The sequence below is a fragment of the Nitrospirota bacterium genome (assembly GCA_016180645.1).
Classification (GTDB): domain Bacteria; phylum JACPQY01; class JACPQY01; order JACPQY01; family JACPQY01; genus JACPAV01.
In genome coordinates, this window is sequence record JACPAV010000065.1 from 1 (window position 1) to 22,688 (window position 22,688).

General features: G+C 61.0%; 15 protein-coding genes. 14 read left to right on the plus strand and 1 reads right to left on the minus strand.

The genetic code is table 11. The annotated features are described in order from the left end of the window. Positions 1-113 precede the first annotated feature (113 nt). From HYT87_20295 to HYT87_20350, 12 genes are all read left to right on the plus strand, one after another. Positions 114-2,561, plus strand: a complete 2,448-nt coding sequence (locus tag HYT87_20295) for a hypothetical protein (GenBank protein ID MBI2062060.1) — start codon at positions 114-116, stop codon at positions 2,559-2,561. 4 nt (positions 2,562-2,565) lie between these two features. Continuing rightward, complete coding sequence (locus tag HYT87_20300) at positions 2,566-5,001, plus strand: hypothetical protein (protein ID MBI2062061.1); 2,436 nt, start codon at positions 2,566-2,568, stop codon at positions 4,999-5,001. 4 nt (positions 5,002-5,005) lie between these two features. Further along, on the plus strand, positions 5,006-5,536 hold the full coding sequence (locus HYT87_20305) for a hypothetical protein (protein MBI2062062.1): 531 nt from the start codon (positions 5,006-5,008) through the stop codon (positions 5,534-5,536). Further along, complete coding sequence (locus HYT87_20310; protein ID MBI2062063.1) at positions 5,533-7,311, plus strand: hypothetical protein; 1,779 nt, start codon at positions 5,533-5,535, stop codon at positions 7,309-7,311. The genes HYT87_20305 and HYT87_20310 overlap by 4 nt, the downstream gene beginning before the upstream one ends. A gap of 4 nt (positions 7,312-7,315) precedes the next feature. Further along, positions 7,316-10,111, plus strand: coding sequence for a VWA domain-containing protein (locus HYT87_20315; protein ID MBI2062064.1), 2,796 nt, complete (start codon positions 7,316-7,318; stop codon positions 10,109-10,111). Next, complete coding sequence (locus tag HYT87_20320; protein ID MBI2062065.1) at positions 10,108-12,504, plus strand: hypothetical protein; 2,397 nt, start codon at positions 10,108-10,110, stop codon at positions 12,502-12,504. Before HYT87_20315 ends, HYT87_20320 begins: the two co-directional genes overlap by 4 nt. A 4-nt stretch (positions 12,505-12,508) precedes the next feature. After that, a complete protein-coding gene (locus HYT87_20325) occupies positions 12,509-14,821 on the plus strand; it encodes an NHL repeat-containing protein (protein MBI2062066.1) in 2,313 nt (770 codons plus the stop codon). Between the two features lie 22 nt (positions 14,822-14,843). Further along, entirely contained in the window at positions 14,844-17,384 is a 2,541-nt protein-coding gene (locus HYT87_20330) for a TraC family protein (GenBank protein ID MBI2062067.1), read from the plus strand. Next, a complete protein-coding gene (locus HYT87_20335) occupies positions 17,381-17,902 on the plus strand; it encodes a hypothetical protein (GenBank protein ID MBI2062068.1) in 522 nt (173 codons plus the stop codon). Before HYT87_20330 ends, HYT87_20335 begins: the two co-directional genes overlap by 4 nt. A 14-nt stretch (positions 17,903-17,916) precedes the next feature. Continuing rightward, complete coding sequence (locus HYT87_20340; GenBank protein ID MBI2062069.1) at positions 17,917-18,519, plus strand: hypothetical protein; 603 nt, start codon at positions 17,917-17,919, stop codon at positions 18,517-18,519. 64 nt (positions 18,520-18,583) lie between these two features. Continuing rightward, positions 18,584-19,204 carry a redoxin domain-containing protein gene (locus HYT87_20345; GenBank protein MBI2062070.1) on the plus strand — a complete coding sequence of 207 codons (621 nt, stop codon included), beginning with the start codon at positions 18,584-18,586 and terminating at the stop codon, positions 19,202-19,204. Positions 19,205-19,448: 244 nt separating this feature from the next. Then, the gene (locus tag HYT87_20350) at positions 19,449-19,835 is read left to right on the plus strand and encodes a hypothetical protein (protein ID MBI2062071.1); all 387 of its coding nucleotides are present in this window, start codon (positions 19,449-19,451) and stop codon (positions 19,833-19,835) included. A 177-nt stretch (positions 19,836-20,012) separates the two neighbouring features. Here the strand turns inward: HYT87_20350 and HYT87_20355 are convergent, their stop codons facing one another. Continuing rightward, entirely contained in the window at positions 20,013-20,462 is a 450-nt protein-coding gene (locus HYT87_20355; GenBank protein MBI2062072.1) for a YiiD C-terminal domain-containing protein, read from the minus strand. A 289-nt stretch (positions 20,463-20,751) separates the two neighbouring features. Here HYT87_20355 and HYT87_20360 point away from each other — a divergent pair, with 289 nt between their 5' ends. Together HYT87_20360 and HYT87_20365 are read left to right on the plus strand one after the other, a co-directional pair. Further along, complete coding sequence (locus HYT87_20360; protein ID MBI2062073.1) at positions 20,752-22,059, plus strand: citrate synthase; 1,308 nt, start codon at positions 20,752-20,754, stop codon at positions 22,057-22,059. Positions 22,060-22,068: 9 nt separating this feature from the next. Then, a complete protein-coding gene (locus HYT87_20365; protein ID MBI2062074.1) occupies positions 22,069-22,533 on the plus strand; it encodes a cupin domain-containing protein in 465 nt (154 codons plus the stop codon). Positions 22,534-22,688: the final 155 nt, after the last annotated feature.

Below are 22,688 nucleotides of genomic sequence, written 5' to 3' on the forward strand. Positions count from 1 at the left end.
GGGTTCGGAAACCGTGGCATCGTTGACCCTTTGTTGGACGATATCAGCAGGATGCTCTCCGGTCTGATTCGCCACGTTGAGATGCGGAACGGGCGGGGAAGGGGCGGAGGGACATGAAGGCTGTCCGACTTGTCTTTCTCATCACCCTTCACTCATCACTCATCACGATCTCGCCCGCCTGCCAGAAAACCGCGGCCAAGGAAGAGCCCCAAGCGCCCCGAGACACACAGGCGCCGACGCTCAGTATCACCGAGCCGAGCCTGCCGTACGGCATGGAGGGGATCTCGCAGAGGGAGGGGGTCATCACCTTCTCCGGAATGGCGGAGGATGATCAAGGCGTGGTCCGCGTCAAATGGGAGAACCACCGTGGAGGGAAGGGATGGGCGCGGGTGATGAACATTCACGGTACCCAGACGAACTGGGAGGTGAAAGACATCCCCATCGAGCCGGGTGACAACAAGATCACCCTGACGGCGCAGGACGCGGCGGCGAACGCGGCGACAAAGACCATCTGGGTGGGGCGGACCACGGACGTGGATTTCATCAGCTACCCCGACGCGAGCGAGACCGACATCCACTTGAACGAGGCCACCGAGACGATCTTCCGAGTGGCGATCAAGGAAGCCCGGAAGGTGAAGATCGAGAGCGTCAAGCTCGTGAAGGTGAACGAGAACGGCGAAATTCTGGACACGCTCGGCCCGATGTACGACGACGGGAAGAGCGAGCACGGAGATGAAGTCCCCGCGGACGGCGTCTACAGCGCGAGAGTCACGCTCTTGGAAGGCACGGAGGGCATGGTCCGCTTCCGCGTGGTCGTTAACGGCGTCAAAGAAGGCACGGGCACTGTCTCGGCGTCCTCCGAACCGTTCGGCGCGCAGGTTTTCGTTCCACTGACCGACGAGGAACTAAAGGTATATCTGGCGATGGGACGGAAAGCCGGGGAAATGTACGCCCCGTTGGAAGCGGAGGTGGGAGGTAGGGAGGCGGCGCGTCGGACGGCTGAATGGCTCAAGAAACAACCTGGCGTGAAGGATGCGGGGTCATTCGAGGACGGCTACAGCTTCGTCATGGATTCGGGTCTCCAGACGGTCTACATTAACCCGGATCGGTTTACCAAGCAGGACATTGATCCCGCCGACCTCGAGCCTCTGAGGGAAGAGCCACCGTCTGATTCAAACGCCCCGCCCGTTATGCCTTCGAGGCCGAAGAAGTTGGAACCACTGATCTACAAGACCCATCGGAGATCGGGGCCATCCCGGGCACAAATCATCAATCCCAAGGTCCTGGTCGTGTCACCCTACTCCAATCAGTCCCCGAGGCTTCCGGCGGGGGCCTACGACCGCGTCCACCGGATGTTTGCGGACCACAAGTGTCCGGTTTACGAAGCGAAACGTGTGAAAGGGGCGTTACCCGACGTTGAAGTTTTCAAGACTCTGAAAGAGCATGACACCGTCATCCTGGATACTCACGGGGAGGCCTTCTGTCCGACTGACGGATGGTATCAAGCCTGTCCCTCTGGGTCATCTAGGAAGCCAAGGGCATTCGTAGCGACTTACACGGGAACCCGTGTTACGGCATCCAACGTAAACCAGTACCGGGATGATCTGCGTAATGGGATGCTGTACCTGGCGCCGCTCGATCGAGAAGCGCTGAACATGCACTTCGTCCTCTCGCCCACCTTTGTCACAACCCACAATAGCAAATTTCGTTCTGGCACGATGGTGTTCAATGGGAGTTGCCGAAGCATGTACAACCCCACCATGGCGGGGGCTTTCCTCATGGCGGGCGCGTCGTACTACATGGGTTACAACGAGTACGTTCGCACGTGCTACGACAGCGCGGTCGTCAAGACCTTCTTCGAATCCTTGCTTGCCGGGTCTACGGCGGGTCAGGCGTTTACGGCCGCGACAACCGCCCACGGCTTCGACGACAACAATTGCTGGTTCTCCCCCCTCTTCTCGAAGCCGTTCCCCGCGGTTCTGACGCCGGCTGGCAATCCCGACCTCAAGATAACGATCGAGGGGGTCAACAACGGCTCATTCGAGCAAGGACCGGGAGCCCCGCCCCCCGGGTGGGATGCCAAGGGCGACGTGCAGATCATCACCAAGCTCGGCCCGATCACGGCGAAAGAAGGCCTCTACATGGCCTACCTCAGCACCGGGGAAAATGCTGAGGAGCAACCCCGCAGCATGCTCGAACAACCCTTCTGCGTGCCTCCGGATGCGAAGAAAGTCTCCTTCGACTACCGCCTCGTCTCCGAAGAGCCCGACGAATTCCTGAACTCGGGCTATCGAGACACCTTCGAGGCGGCGCTCGTCGTGGGAAGCGCGCGGACGGTCCTGGTTTCGGAGCACACGGATCAGGCGCCTTGGAATCCCGTTTCCGGGATCGACCTTGAAGGCGGCGACCGCACGGCTTTTGCCACCGACTGGCGGCGAGTGAGCGGGGACCTTTCCGAAACCGCCCGCGCCGAGGGCGCGACCCTTGCCTTCCGCCTCCAAGACAACGGCGATCTCGTCTACGACACCGCCGCCCTCCTCGAAAACGTGCATCTGGAATAGCTCGATGAAACGGATTCCGATCCCCGTCCTACTCATCACCCTTCACTCATCACTCTTCACGACTGTTCCGGCCTGCGACAAGAGCGCCGCGAAGGAGGAGGCCCAAGCGGCCAAGGACACCCAGGCGCCCTCCCTCTCGATCACCGAGCCGAGTCTGCCGTACGGGATGGAGGGGATCTCGCAGAAGGAGGGCGTGATCACCTTCTCCGGCATGGCGGAGGACGACCGAGGCGTGGTCCGTGTGAAATGGGAGAACCACCGGGGAGGGAAGGGTTGGGCGACCGTCGTTCGCCGGGGCACGCAGACCGATTGGGAAGTGAAAGACATCCCGGTCGAGCCGGGCGACAACCGGATCACCTTGACCGCTCAGGACGCCGCGGCGAACGCGGCCACGCAGACGATCTGGGTGGTGCGGACCACGGACGTGGATTTCATCAGCTACCCCGATGCGAGCGAGACGGACCTTGAGATCAGCAAGCTGACAGAGGTCATTTTCCGAGTGGCGATCAAGGAGAGTCCGAAAGTGAAGATCGAGAGCGTCAAGCTCGTGAAGGTGAACGAGAATGGCGAGATTCTGGACACGCTCGGCGAGATGCTCGACGACGGCAAGAGCGAGCACGGGGACGAAGTTCCTGCCGATGGCGTGTTCAGCGCGAAGGTCACGCTTCTGGAAGGCACCGAAGGCAAAGTCCGTTTCCGCGTCGTTGTCTCCGGTGTGAAGGAAGGTGCGGGGGGCGTCACCGCTTCCTCCGAGCCTTTCGCCGCCCGCGTGTTCAGGCCGTGGACAATGGAACAGTTGAACGCCTTTTGGGCTGTCCAAGAGCCGTCAGAAAAGATGTACTTCGACCTCAAGAGCCGGTTGGGGCATGAAGAGGCTGCCCGGAGGACGGTCGAATGGGTGAAACAACAACCGGGCGTTGCTCGCGCCCATGCAGACGAAGACGGCTACGGATTCACGATGGAGTGGGGCGAGTTCGGTGGACACATAGACATCATCCCGCGAGGTTCCGGCTGGCACCCGGATGATCCCCCCGAAACGCGTGGAGAAACGCCCGGTCCCTCCCGGCAACTACGGCCACAAGATCAGACTCCAATCCAGGCCCCTCCTCTGCCCGAAAAGGCCCCGCAGAAGCGGCAGCCGTTGCGTTACAAGTTTCGCGTAGGGGCGCGCGCTGAACTCAAGAACCCCAAGGTCCTCCTTGTTTCACCGTTCTCAAAAAGCCTTCCTACCGAGGGACTCGACTTCCTCCAAAAGAAGTTCGAGGCGAGCAAGTGCCCCACCTTCCTGACAAAACGGATCGAGAACCTGGACGCCGACATCGAGGCCTTCAAGACGTTCAAGGACTACAACGTGGTTGTCCTTTACACGCATGGCAATGCCTTGTGCCGTACAGGAGATGGCCCGGCTTATGAATACCGGCGGTGCCCATGTGGGCGGACGGCTGGCGCGATGCCCGTCACACTCACGAGCATTCCTCGGAGTCAGGAAATGGATGTGCGCTATCTGGATGAGCGGAACGGCGGCCGGATTGTGGGGAAGCCCCTTGACGTCTACGGCATCACGCCTGCTTTCGTCACGAAGTACGACAGAAGCTTTCCCACCGGAGCGCTTGTCTTCAACGGAAGCTGCCGGAGCCTCTTCAACCCCGCCCTCTCAGATTCCTACCGGTCGGCCGGCGCGGCGGCCTATCTGGGATACACGGAGTACGTGTCGATCGGCCACCACAACCTCGTTGTAAACGCCTTTTTCGAATTCCTCCTGACTGGACGGAACCTGACCCAAGCGCTCGGCGACACGCTGCTCCAGCGCGGCCTCAAGGATCCCGCGGGGGGATTCAACGGCTGTGAACCGGCGGCATTCGTCGGAGCCGGCAAGCAAGACCTCAAGATCACGATCGAAGGCTTCAACAACGGCTCGTTTGAGCAAGGGCCGGGAGTCCCGCCCGCCGGGTGGGACGCGACAGGCGACGTGCAGATCATCACCAAGTTGGGGCCTCTGACGGCGAAGGACGGTTCCTACATGGCGTATCTCAGCACCGGCGAGAATGCCGAAGACCAGTCCAAGAGCACGCTCGAGCAACCCTTCTGCGTGCCGGCGGACAAATCGAAGATATCTTTTTCCTATCGTCTGGTCTCCGAAGAACCTCTGGAATTCGTCAACTCGGAGTGGCGCGATACGTTTGAGGCAGCATTGGTGGTCGGGACCGCCCGCACGGTTCTCGTTTCCGAAACAACGGACAAGGGACCGTGGGCGGCGCTCAGCGGCGTGGACCTCGAAGGGGGCGATCGCACCGCCTTCACCACCGACTGGCGGCGCATCTCGTCCGATCTCCCGGAAACCGCCCGCACCGAAGGCGCGACCCTTGCCTTCCGCCTCCAAGACAACGGCGATCTCGTCTACGACACCGCCGCCCTCCTCGACAACGTGCATCTGGAATAGCTCGATGAAACGATTTCCGATCCTCATCCTACTCATCGCCCTTCACTCATCACTCTTCACGACTGTTCCGGCCTGCGACAAGACCGCGGCAAAGGAAGAGGTTCAGGCGGCCAAGGACACCCAGCCGCCGACGCTCAACGTCTCGGAGCCAAGCCTGCCGTATGGGATGGAGGGGATCTCCCAGAGGGAAGGCGTGATCTCCTTCTCCGGCATGGCGGAGGATGATCAAGGCGTGGTCCGCGTGAAATGGGAGAGCAGTCGCGGCGGCAAGGGTTGGGCGACCGTCGCTCGCCGGGGCACGCAGACCGATTGGGAGGTGAAAGACATCCCGGTCGAGCCGGGCGACAACCGGATAACCCTGACGGCGCAGGACGCGGCGGCGAATGCGGCCACGCAGACGATCTGGGTGGTGCGGACCACGGACGTGGATTTCATCAGCTTCCCCGATGCGAGCGAGACCGACATCCACTTGAACGAGGCCACCGAGACGATCTCGACGAGGTTCCGGCGGACGGCGTCTACAGCGCGAAGGTGACGCTCCTTGAAGGCACGGAAGGCAAAGTCCGTTTCCGTGTGATCGTGTCCGGCGTGAAAGAGGGCTCGGGGGGCGTCACCGCTTCGTCCGAACCCTTCGTCATTCGATCCTTGCGGTTGTGGACGGAAGAGGAGGAGCGGCAGGCCGACGCGATTGACGAGCAAGCGGACAGTACATATTTCGAGTTGAAGGCCAAATTCGGTCACGAGGAAGCCGCGCAGCGCACCGTGGAGTGGTTGAAGATGCAGCCCGGCGTCGCGAGTGCTGGCGCTTCCGAGGGTGGGTACAGTTTTCTCATGGAGTCGGGAATACAGGGTGGTTACTTGGAGACTATTCCGCGAAAAAATGCCAACCCCGCCGATCTCAAACCTGATCTACAGAAAGAAGGTTTTGAGGAGCATTGTCTTGGGGATGTTTGCGACACGCCCGACCCGACTGCGGCACCGGCCTCCGCGGTTCGGAAACTTGCTCCGCTTCAGTACAAGATGGATCGGCGTGGAGGACTTCGGGCCGGAATCACGAACCCGAAGGTTCTGATTGCGTCTCCTTTTGCAGGCGAATTGCCCGTCAAAGCGTCGGTGGAACTGAACAGGATGTTTGGATCCCACAGATGTCCGATATTCGACAGGAGGTGGATCGTGGGTGAGAAGGCTGGCGTTGAAACTTTCAAGACCATGAAGGACTACGACATCATCGTTCTTGATACGCACGGCGATGCGATCTGCTGGAAAGCCGAGGGTGGATACGAGCGCTGCCGTCGGGGAGATTTGCCTCCTCCTGGAGCGATTGTGATTACGCGGACCGGTACACCGGTCACGAAGGAAATGAGCCGTTTGTACTCGGAGGAAAGGCGCTCCGGGTTGATCGTAGGAGACAGGTTGTTTTCCACCTACGCGATCACGCCGGCCTTCGTCTACAAGCACAAGCCGTTTCGTCAAAAGTCAATGGTTTACAATCTCTCGTGCCGCAGCCTCTATAACCATACGATGGCCCAAGCTTTTCGGAATGTGGGCGTGTCGCCCTACTTTGGCTATTCGGAGTACGTGGACACCTGCTACGACGACATCGTGCCGACGATTTTTCAGTCCCTTCTAAAGGGACACACCGCAGGCCGGGCATACTCGGACGGCGTTGCCGCCTACGGCCCAACGGACGCGTCTTGCTCGCCCGTTCCCGAGCCGCATCCGGCGACCTTGATCTTGGCGGGGAGCAGCGACCTCAAGATCACGATCGAGGGCTTCAACAACGGATCGTTCGAGCAAGGGCCGGGAACCCCGCCCCCCGGGTGGGACGCCAAGGGAGACGTGCAGATCATCACCCAGCTCGGCCCGATCACGGCGAAAGAGGGAATCTACATGGCCTACCTCAGCACGGGGGAAAACGCCGAAGACCAATCCAAGAGCGCGCTCGAACAACCCTTCTGCGTTCCGGCGGACAAATCGAAGATATCCTTCTCATACCGACTGGTTTCCGAGGAGCCTGACGAATTTCTGAACTCGGGGTATCGAGACACCTTCGAAGCGGCGCTGGTCATCGGGACCGCCCGCACGGTTCTCGTTTCCGAAACGACGGACAAGGGGCCGTGGTCCCCCTTGCCCGGCGTCGACCTCGAAGGGGGAGATCGCACCGCTTTCGCCACCGACTGGAAAACCGTGGCCTCGGAACTTTCCGAAACCGCCCGCGCCGAAGGCGCGACCCTCGCCTTCCGCCTCCAAGACAACGGCGATCTCGTCTACGACACCGTCGCCCTCCTCGACAACGTGCATCTGGAATAGCTCGATGAAACGATTTCCGATCCTCGTCCTACTCATCACCCTTCACTCATCACTCTTCACAATCTTCCCGGCCTGTGAGAATCGGAAGGCCCCAACACTCGACCCGACTGAGGCTTTGGAGCAGCTCCCCCAGGCCGAAATCGCATCGGACCCGGTGGCACTCACCCCCGTCGTGGCGTGGGCAGTGGATCAGATCCTCGTGTCGCTTCGATACTGGGACATTGTGAATGTGGAAGAGGCGCTCGATTTCACGAGAGCGCGTCCAGGTCAGCCGACTTTGTTTGCCGGATTGCCTCTCGGGATGCGGCCCGTGCGATCCCGTTCCCGAATCGCCAGACGCCAGGTAGACAATTCCTGTCCCATGCGAGTGGATCGGTCCGACGGGCCGACGGGCAAGATCGACCTTGAACTCCTCGGCGGCTGCGAAGCATCGGTAAGCGAAATACCCATTCGCTATGTCGGGAGCATACGATTGAAAGGGGACTTGAGCCTCGGCGGTCTTCGCGTGAACACGGTTTGGAAGGACTGGACGGAAGAAAATCCCTTCGGACGCAAGAAAGTAAACGGCACTCAGACGCTGGAGAGTTCGATCCAGGCCGAAGGCGAATATGCCGCTTCCATTCGCCGGCAGTTGGGGGGGACAACCGGAGACGCGGGGCCCATCGAGGAAGACTTCACGTGGACCGTCTCAGGACGCGACGGTGAGGAGGCGAACACGAGCGGCTCCTGGCTGTGGACCTCGGGATCATCGATGAGCGCATTGCGCGTGGACCTGAGAACCACATCCGTTCCGGCGGATACGGCCACGGGGAAACCCGAACGGGTGACCGAGGGAACCTTGGATCTCGGTCTTGTGGGAGGCGGATCACTTCCAGTTCTTTCCGGCTCTTCTTCCGGCCGGCTGACCGTGCATTTCGAGAGCGTCCGCACGGGCGCCTGTCGTGATGGTCCCGCGAAGCCGACGACCGGCCGGATCATATTTGAATCCCTCAACCGGGTGGAGGCCGTTTTTTCAGATTCGTGCGACGGATGTGTAAGCCTAACCGATGGGAGCGGGCGCAAGGTTTGCTGGACGGAGCCGGCGCCGCCGACCGAACCGCCCAACCCAACGGAAGGCCCCCCAACGAGCGAAGGAGTTACCGAGCCGCCTGCGGAGCAGCTGGAGGCCAAAATCGTCGTCATGGAGCCGATCTTCACCGCTCAAACCGATATCGCTTCAAATCAGGTCACCCTTGCCTCACAAGACTTGGCGGTGGCCCTGCCGGAAGGGTATCGGACGGTCAACGTAGAAGCCGATGTGTCCGGCATCTTTTTCGACCGGAGTGAGGGAATTCGTGGGTTCGCCGTGGCGGGACCCTCCGAGGCCGCAACGGCGTCCAAGCTCGGCGAAGCGTTCAAGAACGGGAGTCGGATCAACGGAACGTCCCTCCCCGCGGAGTCGGCGGCCGTCGTCAGCACGGTCAACTCCCTGCGCCTGACATCGGTGGAAGGAAAGCCAATGTCGCTTCAGACGTTCGCCGTCGGCTTCTCTTCGCCGAGGAGCTGGGAGAGTGTGACCGCGCAGCTCGCGGCAGGCGTGGGAATGGCGGCAGCCAAGACGGAGATCTCCATGCCGGGGGTTGAAGTCGGCGCCGCATCCGGCGTCACGTCGAAAGACTATATCGTGGCGCTGGGGTCCGTCGCGCGTGATGGGGGAAAATCGCTGCACGCCGCCGCTGTGGCGCCCATGGACCGCTTCGATGAGCAGTCGTCCGAAATGTTTCAGACCGTGGCCGCGGCCACGCGCGCCAACGCGAAGCTCGCCAGGAAAGAAGAGTCCTTCACGGCCCAGGCTCAAGGGCCGCAGATCACCGTGAGCTCGTCGGTGGTGGACGTGCTGTGGGTCATTGATGACTCCGGCAGCATGTCCGAGGAGCAATCCAACTTGGCGACGAATTTCGACGCCTTTTTCCGGCAATTCCGGGCGCTCAACCTCGATTACCACCTGGGCGTGGTGACGACCGACTGCGACAGTTACAACAGTACCTACTACGGCTCCAAACCGCTCTGCGGCGCCCTGCGAAAACTCTCGAACGGGGCGGTGACCATCGACTCCAACACGCCGCAGGCCGAGAAGGAATGGGCCACCATCAGCCGCCCCGGCACGTCCGGCTCGGGCAACGAGAAGCCGCTCCTGGCCGCAAGGGAAGCCCTCACCAGCCGCGAAACGGACAAGACCAACGCCGGATTCCGGAGAGCCGGAGCCTCACTCGTGGTCATCCTTGTCACGGACGAGGTGGATCACTCCTACGAAGGCGCTTACAAGAATTCCGACCCGGGGGCGACCTACACGCCGCCCACGCCATTCATCCAATTCGTGCAAGCTCAGGCCGCCTCCGTATTCGCCATCACCGGCGATCCGGGGGTGGCCGCCTACAGCGGCGGTTGTACCAGCGCGAACGGCGGCGCCGATCCGGGCAACGCCGTGATCGAGGTGGCGGAATCCACCGGCGGCTCCTGGGCCAGCATTTGCAGCAGCACGTTCGCGCCGACGCTCAGTCTCATCTCGCAAGCGATCGGCACGAAGTCGAGCCGGTTCCGTCTTTCGCAGGCGGCCATACCTTCCCGCATCCGCGTGTTCGTGGACGGCATCGAAGTCCGCCGCAGCATCACCCGAAAGAATGCGGGCGCCATCCAACAGGCGGATGGATTCATTTATGACGTCGCCTCCCGCACCGTCTCCTTCATCGGGGTTCGGTTCGCACCGAAGCCCGGCCAAACCGTCCGCGTCGTCTACCTGGCGGTGGAGGGGTTGGCATGAGAGACCGGCGATGGTGGCTTTCCGATTCCCGATTCCCGATTCTCGTCCTCCTGCTCTCTGCTCACTGCTTGCTGCTCACCCTGCCCGCCTGCCAAAAGACCGCGGTGAAGGAGGAGGCGCAAGCGGCGAAGGACACACAGGCGCCGACGCTCAATATCACCGAGCCGATCCTGCCGTACGGGATGGAGGGGATCTCGCAGAAGGAGGGCGTGATCACCTTCTCCGGCACGGCGGAGGACGACCGAGGCGTGGTCCGCGTGAAGTGGGAGAACCACCGGGGAGGGAAGGGCTGGGCGCGGGTGATGAACATTGGCGGCGCCCAGACGGACTGGGAGGTGAAGGACATCCCGCTCGAACCCGGCGACAACAAGATCACCCTGACCGCGCAGGACGCCGCGGCGAACGCGGCGACGAAGACGATCTGGGTGGTGCGGACCACGGACGTGGATTTCATCAGCTTCCCCGATGCGAGCGAGACCGACATCCACTTGAACGAGGCCACCGAGACGATCTTGAACGAGGCCGGCGAGGTCCTGGACACGCTCGGCCCGATGTTCGACGACGGCAAGAGCGAACACGGGGACGAAGTCCCCGCCGACGGCGTCTACAGCGCGAAGGTCACGCTTCTGGAAGGCACCGAAGGCAAAGTCCGTTTCCGCGTCGTCGTCTCCGGCGTGAAGGAGGGCGCGGGGGGCGTCACCGCTTCGTCCGAACCTTTCGCCGCCCGGGTGTTCAAGCCGTGGACAATGGAACAGATGGACGCCTCTGAGGCGGTCCAGGAGACATCCGAGAAGATGTACTTCGACCTCAAGAGCCGGGTGGGACATGAAGAGGCCGCCCGGAGGACCGTCGAATGGCTGATGATGCAACCGGGCGTGGCCGATGCCTACGTACATAAGGAGGGATACGGATTCACCATGGAATGGGGCGAGATCGGCGGACACATGGAAATTGCCGTTCGGGGCTCCGGATGGCACCCGGACGATCCCCCCGAAACGCGTGGAGAAACGCCCGGTCCCTCCCGGCAACAACGGCCACAAGATCAGACTCCAATCCAAGCCCCTCCTCTGCCCGAAAAGGCCCCGCAGAAGCGGCAACCGTTGCGTTACAAGTTTCGCGCAGGGACGCGCGCCGAACTCAAAAACCCCAAGATCCTGTTTGTCTCCCCCTTCTCGCAGAGCCTCCCCACGGAGGGACTTGATTTCCTCCAGAAGAAGTTCGAGGGAAGCAAGTGCCCTGCCTTTGTGACTAGGCGGATCGAGAACGCCGCTGCCGACATCGAGGTCCTCAAGACCCTCAAGGATTACAACGTGGTCGTCTTCTACACGCACGGCAAGGCCATGTGCCCGGTCGATGCCCCGGGCCGATACCGACCATGCCCCTGTGGGCGGAGGTCGGACGCAATCCCCGTCACGCTGACGAGCATTCCTCGAAGCAATCAAATGAACGCCCGATATCGGGAGGAACTGAATGCGAACCGGGTGGTAGGAAGACCATTTGACTACTACGGGATGACCCCTGCTTTCATCACACACTACAATAGATCCTTTCCCCCCGGTGCGCTCGTTTTCAATGGAAGCTGCCGGAGCCTCTTCAACCCCGCCCTCTCAGATGCCTACCGGTCGGCCGGCTCCGCCGCCTATCTCGGATACTCGGAAATCGTGTCAGTCAAGTACCACAATCTTGTTGTAGACACATTCTTCAAATTCCTCTTGGCAGGCAGGAACCTGACCCAAGCGCTTGGGGATACGCTCCTACAAAACGGGACGAAGGATCCGTGGGGCGGATTCGACGACTGCGAGCCGGCCGCATTCGTCGGAGCCGGCAAGCTGGACCTCAAGATCACGATCGACGGCTTCAACAACGGATCGTTTGAGCAAGGGCCGGGAACCCCGCCCGCCGGGTGGGACGCCAAGGGAGACGTGCAGATCATCACCAAGCTCGGACCGATCACGGCGAAAGAGGGCCTCTACATGGCCTATCTCAGCACGGGGGAAAACGCCGAAGACCAATCCAAGAGCGCGCTCGAACAACCCTTCTGCGTTCCGGCGGATGCAAAGAAGATTTCGTTCGATTATCGCCTCGTCTCCGAAGAGCCCGACGAATTCCTGAACTCGGGGTATCGCGACACCTTCGAAGCGGCGCTGGTCATAGGAAGCACCCGCACGGTTCTCGTTTCCGAAACGACCGACAAGGGGCCGTGGGCGGCGCTCAGCGGCGTGGACCTCGAAGGGGGCGACCGCACCGCCTTCGCAACCGACTGGAAAACCGTGGCCTCGGACCTTCCCGAGAACGCCCGAACCGAGGGCGCGACCCTCGCCCTCCTCGTCAAGGACGGCGGAGATCCTGTCTATGACACCGTCGCCCTCCTCGACAACGTGCATCTGGAATAGCTCGATGAAACGATTTCCGATCCCCGTCCTACTCATCACCCTTCACTCATCACTCTTCACAATCTTCCCGGCCTGCGGCGGCTCCCGCCCGGCAAATGAAACCATCGGGATTCCTCTTCGCCCCGAAGTCGCCCTCTTCCTTGCTTCCGCTGTCCCTCTGACAACGGAGATCGAGACGGGAACAAACCTCCCTCCTCTCGAAACAGGGGTGACGTGCCGTCCGGGCGGCGCCTCGGTTACCGCGGCTCCGTCGCCGGCCGCGCCAACCACCGTAGAGGAATGTACTCTCGATGCGGCGATCCCGGAAAAAACTCTCGCGGTAGGCGCCGTCCTCCGACTCACCGTAGCTCGGGTAGCCGATGGAGTGGTCGTCGCGAAGATCATGGCACGCGCTTCCGCCCGGACTCCGGGTCACCGGTTTATCCTGCGGGATGCACTTGTGTATCTCCCGGACGATGATGGCGACGGGGTCTCCAATGCTCTCGAATCGGTCTCCGGATATTCCCCGCTTGATCCCACCGTCAAACCCGAGACGGCACAACTGGCGGAAACGGCAGGCCGCGCCGCGCGGAGACTCCAGCCGCTCCTGGGAACACTCCCCCCCCTCAAGATCGATCTCATCCCCCCTCAGGCTTGGATCACCAAGCCTGAGGCCGGCTCGGGAGCAGATGAATTCTCATTCAGCTCACCCGACGCCTCGGCCGTTTTCCTCTGCTCGGTCGACGGCTCCGATTTCGAGATGTGCTTCGATACGCTTCGACTGGATAAGTTAACGGATGGAACGCATCAAGTGGAAACCAGGGCCGTGAGCCCCCTCGGCAGCGCCCAGAAAGAACCCACCGTATTCAAATGGGAGCAACAACCCCCCGCGACACCGCCTGACGCGCTCTTCGACCTGACCGCTCCCAACCCACCCGACTCTCTCACGCTCAGCATGGACAGCTTTGGAGAGGGCAAGTTCATCCTCTCCTGGCCGGAAGCATCAGACGATTTTGGCGTCCTCGGATACCGCGTCTGGTATGACTCGGACGGGCCGGGTCCTCCATACAGTGGGACTGGATTCCGCGAAGGGTCGTCCCCGATCTTCGTGCCCGCTCCGGCAACCCGCTTCGAATTCACCGGCGCGAAGTTCCGTCCCTACTATTTCGCCGTGACGGCCCTCGACCACGCCAGGCGGGAGTCCGCTTTCACGGAGGAGGTCAACACGTTCCTCCCCCCGGCGGAACATGTGATCGGGCAAGCCGACTTCACCGCACACGCCGCGGGCCTCTCGGCGTCCACCTTCGACGCTCGAGGCGCCGACCCCGTGAGAGGTCTCGGATACGACCCGGATCTCCAACGACTCTTTGTCTCCGACTACTACGGGCATCGGGTGTTGGTCTTTTCTCTCGCCGCCGGGATCACAGACGGCATGAGCGCTTCGAATGTCCTCGGCGCTCCCGACTTCACCACACGCGGCGCCGGTTGCAGTCCCTCAAGCCTGCTCAACCCGGCCTCTCCTGCGTACGATCCGGCAGGCAAACTCTTGTTCGTTCCCCAGGAGGGCGCGAGCAGAATCTCCGTGTTCGAGTTGGGCCATGGAATCCACGATGGGATGAGCGCCGCCCACGTGCTGGGCCAAAGGAGCCTCTCCTCGTGTGATGGAGGCACGGGGCGGTCCCTCCTGTCTGAAGCCGCCTCGGCCGCTTACTCCGGCAAAGAGAAAAGACTGTTCGTGTCCGATTTCGGAAACAACAGGGTGCTTGCCTGGGAGCTTCCTTCTGGCTTGGAAAACGGAGTGGCGGCGGACCTCGTCCTGGGCCAAAAGAGCTTCACGACCAATGCTTGCGGCAGCGATCCCGCGGAGATGGATGGGCCGGCGCAGATTCTATACGACGAGGCCACCCATCGGTTGTTCGTCGCGGATTCCGGCGACGTGTGCGGCCTCGGGATGAGGGTCCTGGTGTTCGACTTCTCGCAATCCGTTGCGAACGGGGCCCAAGCCGCCCCGGGCCCTGGACGGACGGGATCCCCGGCCGGCAACTCGGGCTCCGAACATGCCTCCCTGGCAACCCCCCGTGGAATAGCCCTCGATCCCGTCGGCAGCACCCTTTTCATTTCGGACAGCGGCAACAACCGGATCCTCGTCTACGATCTGGCATCAGACGCGAGAATGGCGGCCTACGTGATCGGACAGGCCAATTTCAACGATCGCGCGCCGGGACGATCGCAAACCAGGCTGAAAAATCCCGCCGGGTTGGTCTTCGATCCGGACCATCGCCACCTGTTCGTGGCGGATTCGGGCAACAACCGAGTGCTGGCTTTCAGGATTCCATGATGACCCGGAAGGAGGTGCAGCCATGGCGATCTCGTTCGAACGTATGAAGACACTCCACGACCGCGGCGAGGACCTTGCGTCGCTCCTGCCGTATTACGACTACGACCCCGAGGGCCAGGTCTTCATCCAAGTGGACGGCAGGCTGGGCGTCGGGTGGAAGATCGAACCGGTGCCGTCGGACACGGATACGGACGAATCGCGATCGAGGCTGGCCGAACTCGTCGAAAAAATCCTCCTGGAAATTCCCCCGGAGTTTGCCGGCCAGTGGATTCTCGAAGTCAGCCGGGATGTGGAGGACACGCTGGACCGGTTCATATCGGCGTCCGATCTGAACGGTCGTGGGCTGCTGAAGCTCCTCTGCGAGGGTAAATGCGAACGATATCGAAATGCCACTTCCTATGGATTCTGGAAAGGCAATCCCTACCGCTGCCGCAAGTTTTCAACCTACCTCCTATTGTCCTCCCCAAAGGTGGCCAATCTCCCCGGCGGCCCGCTGGCGTGGATCGGTCGCGGGCGTTCCTCGCTCGTCGATGAAGCCGAACGAAAATATCTCCAACGTAAGGCCGATCTGACCCGCCAGGCCATGGCGGTCGAGCGCGGCTTTGAAGGGTACGGTTTCAAGCCGCAACGGCTGGATCTGACGGGTCTGCTCGGAATCGTGTATCGAACCTTGAATCCCGGCCGGGCGGAAAAGTTCAGGTTTGGGAATCGGCCTGAAACGGCGGCGGGAGCCGACTTGACGTTCACGCCCGACGGTCGGCCGCTCCGCGAGCAAGTCGTCTTCGGAAACTGTGCCGTTCGGGAGGACCATCTGGATCTGGACGGCATGCACGCGCAGGTCTTCAGCCTCACGGGCCTTCCCGGCAGCGTGAGCCCGGGCCTCATCAACACGCTCCTCGAAAGGTATACCGGCGACCTCCTCGTCACGATTAATTTCGTCAACTTGTCGCTGTCCGATTCGAAAGGAGCCCTCGGCATGAAACGATTCCTCGCCGGCCGGCAGGCGAAATCGATCACCGGGCAGGAGAACCTTTCCGCGAAGGTGATTCTGGAGGAGCTCGACGAAGTGCTGCGGGAGATCGAATCGCACAATCGGCGCATGGTCTGCTTCTCGGTGCACGCGGTGGCCTCCACGCCGCCCGAACGCCACGCCGAAGCGGCGGATTCCATCCTCCGCGCGTTCTCATTCGTGGGGGCGACGGCGACCGTTGAAACCGCCATCGCACTGCCGGTCCTGCTCTCCAGCCTCCCTCTTGCCTTCGACCCCAAATTGGATTCGTACATGCGCCGCCTCCGGAAAGTTCTCTCGGACCGCTTTGTGATGTTCTGCCCCCTCTGGGGGTACTTCCGGGGCACCCGATCGCCCACACAGCTTTACCTCACGCGGCAGGGCGTTCCGATCACGCTCGATCCGATGGATTGCGATACCAGCCCCCACGGCGTGATCCTCGCCACATCCGGCGCCGGCAAAAGCTTCTTCACCAACGACATGCTCATTCAAGCCCAACGGTTGGAACCCCGGCCGTTCGTCTTCATCATCGACGTCGGCGGCTCATATCAGAAATTGTGTGAGATGATGGACGGCGACTACGCCCAGATCCAACTCCGAGCTCCGACCTGCATCAACCCGTTTGCTGAAGAACTCAGCGACGCGAGCGTGGCGCTGTGGGTTCCCCTCTTGGCGCAGATGGTGCGAGACCCTGAGAGCGCCGAGCCGGTCACCCGCGAGCAGAAAGTCCTCTTCGAACTCGCCCTCCGCGGCGCTTTCGAGCACAAGCCCGGAAGCGAAATCTTCCTGAGCGACATCGTGGCCGAATTGAAAAAACAGGGCGCCCTCGGCGAATCCCTCGCGCTCAAACTCTACCCGTTCACCCGTCAGGGCCGCTTCGGAGTGTTCTTCGACGGCCCGACGAAACTCCGCATCGGCAACCGATTCATGGTCTTCGACCTCACCGAGGCGAAAGATCAGGTCGAACTGCGCGGGCCGCTCATGATGGCGGTGATGAATCTCATCATCCGCATCGTTCGGGAGGAAAACCTTCGCGGCACCCGAAAATACCTCATGATCGATGAAGCGTGGGCCTTCCTCAAAGATCCCGCAGCCGCAGAGTTCATCAAGGAAGGGTACAAAACGTTTCGGAAATACTCGGGGCTCGTTTTCGTCATCACGCAGGACGTGCTCGATCTGGTCCAGTTCCCCGCCGGTGAAGCGATCCTGTCCAACGCCCCGAACGTATTTCTGCTCAAACAGCAGGCCAAAGCCCTCGAGGCGCTCGGCAAGCACCTCCATCTTTCGGAAAATCAAATCCGGACCATCCAGTCGGTCCACATGCGTAAGGGCTACTACAGCGAAGCCTACGTCATGACCACGTTCGAAGGCGCCACGAGGGACGGCGTGATCCGCGTGGTGCCGGACCCGGTCTCGTACTGGGTGTCCACTACGGATGGCGCGGACGTTCAGGCCTTTCATGAAGCGGTCAAGGAAACCGGGGACAAGGTTGAGGCGATCCGGCGGCTGGCCGAACGATTCCCGATGGGAGCCGCGGCCGGGAGCTCCCGATGAGATGGGTTGCAGCAGCCGCCCTGGTGGTAGCCATGATTTCCGGCACGATCACCCTCGGAGTGACCCGCGCCTCCAAGGAGAGGGAGTCGATCTTGGAGGCTCGCTTGAGGGTCATCGAGGAAAAGACCGGCATCACCCGAGCCGGCGGCGCGAGCCTGGGACGAATCGGTGGGGGATTCCCATTGCCGCTGAAGCCCCCCCCGAACCTGTCCGGTGTCCGGCGGCTCCGATGGAACGCACACGGCCTCGAACTTTGGGGGCCTTCCAAAGAGAAGTGTGCCGAGTGGGGGGGACGATTTGCTGGGGGCACCTGCCGTCTATCTTCCGGAGGGATTGTGAATCGACCTGTGTTAAATCGAGACTCGGCCCCTGCGAGCGCCGAGTGGGAAGTGCCGACGCTGCGAGGTGTGGGCGTTCTGCTCGATCGGCTCCGGCGGCGGCCGTTCGTTCTGACGGAAGCCGATTGGGAAAACGGACGCCTGAGTGTTACCGGCCACCTCGCACCGGGTGGAGATTGATGAAGGAGGATTCGATGAAAACGAAACGCTGGCTCAGCATCTCGGTTGTTGGTCTGTGTGCGATGATCGGGGGGGTCTTCGTCGCCCTTCGTACGGGCGCCTTCGGGCAATCCGCAGAGAAAGGTCTACTGGGCGATTTCGGGGGCGGGGGTGACACCGAAACCTCAGTCACCCCGAGTCCAGGTGAGGGATCGCCCACCGATGGATCGGCTTCCCTGTCGAAAGCGCAAAAGCAGACCGCTCCTCCCGAGGAACGACTGCCGGCGCTCGATTGGGTGAGCGATCCCGAGCTGGATGCTCTCCGAATGGATGTCTACAAGGCCGAACTCCGCGCGAGGCTGCTCAAGGCCACGGCTGAAATTCGAGACTACGAGAAACGGCTGAGCGGAAAGCCCGCAAGAGACATTGAAGCCCCGAAGCCGGTTGCACCCCCCAAGCCGAAGCCCAAACTGAAACTCATCGCCGTCGACGGCAAGGGGGCCATCGTGGAAGTGGACGGCCGAACCTACTCGTTCGACAAACCTGGTGATCAGGAAGGAAAAGTGTCGCTCAAGGGCGTTACCTCGGACCGCGCCCTCATCGAAGTGGACGGGGAAGACTTCGAAGCGAAGTTCTGACGCGTCGCGCTACGGCTGATTTCCCATCCCGTCTCGGCTAAGATGCTTGGGAACAAGGAAACCCATGCCACTCCACCGGCCTTCGATCTGTCAACTCGCCCGAACTGCCTCCGTGCTGGTCTTTGTCGCAACCTCGGGCTGCGCCTCCTTGAACCTTCGTACCCGCGGGGGCGGACCGGTCGTTCAGGAAATGGCCCCTGCATTTCGATTGCGCGCGATGACCGGCAACGACATTTCCCTGACCGACGTCCTCGCCCAAGGTCCGGTCGTGCTCGTTTTCTACGAGAGTTCCAAATCCTCCCACTGTCGGAAGCAACTCGATGAGTTCAACCGGAACCTGGGGGAATTCAGACGCCGCGGAGCGATACTGCTTGCCGTCAGCGCGGATTCCCCGGAAACCTCCGCTCAACTCGCAAAAGATCTTCATTTGGCTTTTCCCCTCCTGTCCGATCCTTCACTCGAAACGATCCAAGCGTACGGCATGGCTCGGATGGAGAAGGATGCGGCCGTTCCCGGCATATTCATTATCCCGCAAAGCGGCCGGATCTACTGGAAGTACGTGTCCGAGGCCATGGGCGATCGCCCCTCACTCCGCTGGGTTCTCTACATTCTCGATGACGCGCTCGGTCAAACAAGCGAATCCTTGAAACCGGGCGCGGTCTTCCCGCACCAGCAAAAATTCTAGGCGTTTCTATAGAGGCTAAGCCTCGATAGACAGAATTCCGATTCGTAGGGGAGCATCTTCAGATGCTCCCTCTTGTTGGGAGGGTCTGAAGACCCCCCCCTACGCATTCTCGAAGAACAAAGGGTCTTGGCTCACCGTCACGGTCCACATCGAATCCGCTTGACAGGGCCGGGACACCTGTCTAATAGTCACTCTCCAGAGACGAAGGTCTCCAAAAGAGTTTACCCAATTGAAGGAGGTGCTAATGAAATCACTTAAGGTATTGGCGGTTGCCGCCGTCGTCGGCCTTTCGGCCACGGCCTGCGTGTCGAAAGCCGTCATGGTCAACACGGCGACCGCGCCGATCCAGGCGCAGGTCAGCGCCAAAGTTATCGGAACGGCCGAAGGAAAATCCTGCGGCATGTTCTGGGCGCCGTTTGTCACTCAACTCCTGGCCGGATTGGCCAAGGTGGAAGGCGTTCCGGGGGGCGTGAACACGGCCCTTTTCTACAACGCGACACAGGGCGCGCTCCAGCAGAAGCCTGAAGCCGATGCCTTTGCCGGGTTGAGGACGGAGGTCACAACGACCGACTACCTGATCATTGCGAAGACGTGCGTGAGCGTCCGCGCAAAAGCCGTCCAATTTCAATAAGAAAGTAGAGCCGTAGGGGAGGACCTCGCTGCCGCCCGGCTCCGAAGCCATTCGGAGCCGCGGCCGCACTCGAAGACGTGTCAGGTCCTCCCTGCTTGGGAGCAGCTAAAGCTGCTCCCCTACTCGAGAAATCGAGTTTGTGAAGGCGGCGGGAAGAGTTTCCCGCCGCCTTTCTTTTCAGTTGATCTTCCGGAGATGATACTCGAACTCCAGCTCTGCAGCCAGCTCGCCTTTCTCGTTGGTCATCTGAAGTTTCACCGGAAAATTGTACTTCCCGTCCCGTTCCACCGCCGCCATGGCGGTCTCCACGGCGAGAGGTTCGATCGTGCCCGTACACACAAGCCGCTCCCGAAACGGCTTCCGATAATTGACTTTTGCCCCCCGTACCACGATCACCAGCTTTCCCATGTCCAGAACCGAAGACACGAGCGCGGCGCCCGTCGTCTCACCCGCCGTGAAGATCGCCCCGGCATGAACGGTCGCGACATGGTTCGAAACGTTTTCGCTGAAGGCCATTTCCGATGTCACCTTTCCATCGCCGAGTGACTTGATCTTCAAATTGAGCCGTCGGATGTACGGCACCGCCTGCTCCAACATCGCCTGAAGCGCTTCAAGGTCTACGGCCATACTTTACTCCTTTCGGGGACTTGGTTGCTCCATATCTGCGCAGGGCCTGTAACGTCTCGGTGAACCCATCATGGTAGCCGCAACCTTTAGGTTGCGTCCGCGCCGTTGTGCGCAGGCTAAAGCCTGCGGCTACCAAGCACTAGCTCTCTCGCATAGATCCGACGGGATCACCGAAACGTTACCAGGACCTTCAGGGCGCTGATATAGCTCCCTGGCGGCGCCGGTGCAAGTTGACCGCGGGCATTGATCCTGCTCCGGCAGCGTGCTAGCGTAACCGAACGGAGGACTTATGGCGAAGGACACACTTACCGTGATCGACAACAGGACGGGAAAACAGTACGAAATCCCGATCACCTACGGAACCTATCCCCACGACGGAGCGGCCATCCCCGCGCCGGAGTTTCGCAAGATCAAGACCTCGCCCGAAGATTTCGGAGTGATGTGCTACGACCCCGCGTTCATGAATACAGCCTCCTGCAAGAGTTCCATCACCTTCCTCGACGGCGAACGCGGCATCCTTCGCTACCGCGGCTTTCCCATCGAGCAGCTTGCGGAACAAAGCACCTATCTTGAAACAACCTACCTGCTGATTCATGGCGAATTGCCGAGTGCGCCGGAACTCAAGACATGGACCCACAACATCACCACCCACACGCTGATTCACGAGAACATCAAGAAGTTCATCGACGGCTTTCACCACGATGCGCATCCGATGGGCATCCTCGTCGGCACCGTCGCCGCCCTGTCCACCTTCTATCCCGAGGCGAAAAACATCAAGAACCGCTCCGACCGCGAGGTCCATATCTGGCGCCTGATCGCCAAGATGCCGACCATCGCCGCCTTTGCCTACCGCCACAGCCTCGGGCTGCCGTACGTATACCCGGACAACCGGCTGTCGTACGCGGGCAACCTCCTGAACATGCTGTTCAATATCCGTGATCCCCAGTACAAGCCGAGCCCGGTGCTCGAACACGCGCTCGACGTTCTGTTCATTCTGCACGCCGACCACGAACAGAATTGCAGCACGAACGCGGTGCGGAGCGTGGGCAGCTCGCAGGTCGATCCGTACACCGCAGTGGCGGGAGGAGTAGCCGCGCTGTACGGCCCCCTGCACGGAGGCGCGAACGAAGCCGTTCTGCGGATGCTCAATGAGATCGGCCACAAGGACAACGTTCCGGCATTCATCAAGAAAGTGAAGGCCGGAGAAGGGCGCCTGATGGGATTCGGCCACCGGGTCTACAAGAACTATGACCCTCGGGCCAAGATCATCAAGAAGCTGGCGTACGATGTCTTCGAAGTAACGGGCAAGAACTCCAAGTTGGACCTCGCCTTGGAGATGGAGAGGATTGCGCTCGAAGACGACTACTTCGTCAGCCGCAAGCTCTATCCGAATGTGGATTTCTACTCGGGCCTGATTTATCAGGCTTTGGGCTTCCCGGTGGAGATGTTCCCGGTGCTCTTCGCCATCGGCCGCACGGCCGGGTGGCTCGCCCAGTGGCAGGAGATGCTCGAGGACAACGAGCAGAAGATCGCCCGCCCCCGGCAGGTTTATTCCGGGCCGGACAAGCGGGACTACCAGCCCCCGACAAAGCGTTAGGTTTTCACCGTGGCCGCCCAGGAGAAAGAGCCCTACACCGTTTCCAGCATCGGTCCTTGGAAGGATCTGGTCCGCCAGAAGGGAGCCGCCCAGGGAAAAATATTCCTAAGCCAGATTCTCAAGTTGGAGAACATGGATATCTCGCTCAATGCCCTCAAGCCCGGTTGGCTCAATCCGTATCTGCACCGGCACATCGACCACGAGGAGGTCTACCTCTTCATCAGCGGCAATGGCGAAATGAAGCTGGACGACCGGATTATCCAAGTGAAAGAGGGTGATGTGGTGCGAATCTCCCCCGGCGTGGCGCGTGGCATTCGGAACCCGGCTTCGAATACGGACGAGTTGTGGCACATCTGCGTGCGCGCCTCCAAGGGACCGTTCATGCTGACCGACGCTCCCGGCGCCGGTCCGGTCGACGGCGTGGACGACTGGTCCTACGACAAGCTGATCGAAAAGCTTCGCAAGACGAAATAGTCCGCCTCAAAGCGGATTGATCTTTCTGATTCCTCGTCCACCTGTGCTCTGATCCCTGTAGCCGAGCCTTAACCTGAATCCGGCGTGAAGGTGAGTATATCACAGCTGGATTCCTTGCTTGGCGAGGGGCTAGTGCGTATTCTGAGGGGATGGGC